Origin of the sequence: Streptosporangium sp. NPDC049078, assembly GCF_040648855.1 — a bacterium.
Taxonomy (GTDB): Bacteria; Actinomycetota; Actinomycetes; order Streptosporangiales; family Streptosporangiaceae; genus Streptosporangium.
Genome location: NZ_JBEZEL010000039.1, coordinates 1 through 2160 on the forward strand (window position 1 = coordinate 1; position 2160 = coordinate 2160).

At 61.9% G+C, this 2160-nt stretch carries 1 protein-coding gene; it reads right to left on the minus strand.

Features of this window, described 5'->3' with window-relative positions; all coding sequences use genetic code 11:
• On the minus strand, positions 1-1529 hold a 1529-nt coding region (ltrA, locus tag AB0B90_RS38580), incomplete at its 3' end, for a group II intron reverse transcriptase/maturase (protein ID WP_362926861.1).
• Positions 1530-2160: the final 631 nt, after the last annotated feature.

Sequence of the window (2160 nt, forward strand, 5' to 3'; positions counted from 1 at the left end):
CGGGCCGCCAAGGCATAGCTCGTCTTGTCCATGGCGGGGGGCACCTTCTTGCGGTGCCTCGATGCCCAGTAGTCCTGGAGTGAGGGGTCGTCAGGAGATGCCGCCCCCTTCACCATGACGTGCCGGACAATCGATGTCCAAGCGAATTTGTGCAGGTAGGCGCCCGAGAGGCGGTCGCCGAACACCCACTTATCCGCTCGGGACTTATTGAACGTACCGAAGTACTGTTTCACCACCCAGTCTTTCGGCTTACGAGGGTGGCTGCGTCTGGCCCACTTGTAGGTGAGTTTCCAGACGTAGGTGTCCAGCGACGCGAAGATCTTCGAGGACACCACCCCCCGGTAGTACGTCGCCCACCCACGCACGATCGGCGTGAGTTTCCTCAGTACCGCCGCCGAGTTGGAGCCGTTGAGTCCGTGGACCTCGGCCCGCAACCTGGCTCGTATCCTTCGTACCGCGTCCTTGCTCGGCCTGATGATTACCATGTGATTGGCGTTCCTGCGGATGTTGTATCCGAGGAAGTCGAAGCCTTCATCGAGGTGGGTGACCTGGGTCTTATCCTCGTTGAAGCGAAGTCCTCGGAGCTCCAGCCACGTTGCCAGCCTTTCCTGGATCTCAAGCGCCTGATCCTTCGTCTGGGTGAGTACGACGAAGTCGTCGGCATACCTCACAAGGACCGGGGTTCCGCTTCTGGCTCCAGGCTCTTGCCCTTTGCGAGCGCGGTACTGCACCCCGACGGCCTCTTCCATTCCATGTAGCGCAACGTTCAGCAGGACGGGGCTGATTACCCCGCCTTGTGGGGTGCCCTCATCCGTCGGCGTCGTGCGACCGTCCTCCATGACCCCGGCCTTCAGCCACCTCAGGATCATCGTCCGGGCGGGGAACCGCCCGATCGCCTGCATGAGATGGTCATGATTGATCCGGTCGAACGCCGCCGCCAGGTCCGCTTCCAGTACCCATCTTCTTTCCGGGGACTTCCCTCGGGTCATGCTGAAGATGGCCTGAATCGCGTCGTGGCATCCCCGCCCTGGTCTAAACCCGTATGACCTGGCCTCGAACCGTGCCTCCCATTCGGGCTCCAGAGCGTTTTTGACCTTGGCCTGGATCACTCGGTCACGAATGACCGGGATACCGAGGGGCCGCAGCTTTCCGTTGTTTTTGGGAATGTACACCCGCTTGACCGGCCGAGTTGTCCATGAGGCATCCTCAGCGTGAACCCAGCGGGCGAGCTGTGCTCGCCCTTTTGGGGTGAGAACGACTTCCTTGTCCACCCCGGCGGTCTTGCGGCCGGAGCTCTGTTGCGTCACCCTCCGTACGCTGACCAGCGTATTGCTTCGGGAGCGCAGCATGAGCTTTTGCAGGTTGCGAACCCGTTTGAGGTCGCCTTCCTGCGACGCCTTGAAGATACGCTGCCGCAGTCCCCGTACGCCTTTGTTGGCCTTGGCCCAGTCGATGCTGTTCCAGTCCGCCGCGACGTCCTCTGGTCCGTTCTTCAGGGAGCCTGACTCCCTGTCGTCCAACTTGTCCATTGGTTCTGGTTTCCCGGTAGCTCTCGTCAAAGTTCCACCTGGTCCACGTCAGCTCCCTTTTCGGGCCGGACCTGAGTCCGTATCCGGCGGGTTATACGGGGGCGGGAGAGCGCCCCTCGATTTCCCCTTGCCTTTCGGCGTGTCGGCGTTGGCTTCTTGGACCATCCTGTTCCCGCCACGGCATTGGCCTTCCTTGCGGTTGGCCTACTGCACCGCAGACCGTGTCGGGGTTTCCACGTTCCGCTCTTGCAAGATGCGTCTGGGGAGGGCGTCTCCTCTACCCCGGGTCCGACGGTGTCCGCACCCCCGTTCATTCGTCTCAGGGGATCGTCTGACGCTTTGCTGCGTCTGGGACCTGTCAGCCGCTGTTCGTCCTGTCTTGCGGCTGTTTCGCTCACGAGGCATAGCCGGAGATTCACGCAGGTTCGCCCGTCCAGACTTCCCCTCGCCTGTGGCTCCCGGACAGAACGGGAGCTTCTTGAACTTTACGGCTCGGCTTCACACCCCGCCGTTACCGGCGACGCATGCGAGCTTGGGGACTGATCTTGGACACTGATCAGAGGAGTCTCCCTACTTCCCCCTCTCCGGGGGAGACCCCCACTTGCGCAGAGCGACTTCGTGTCGCACCGAA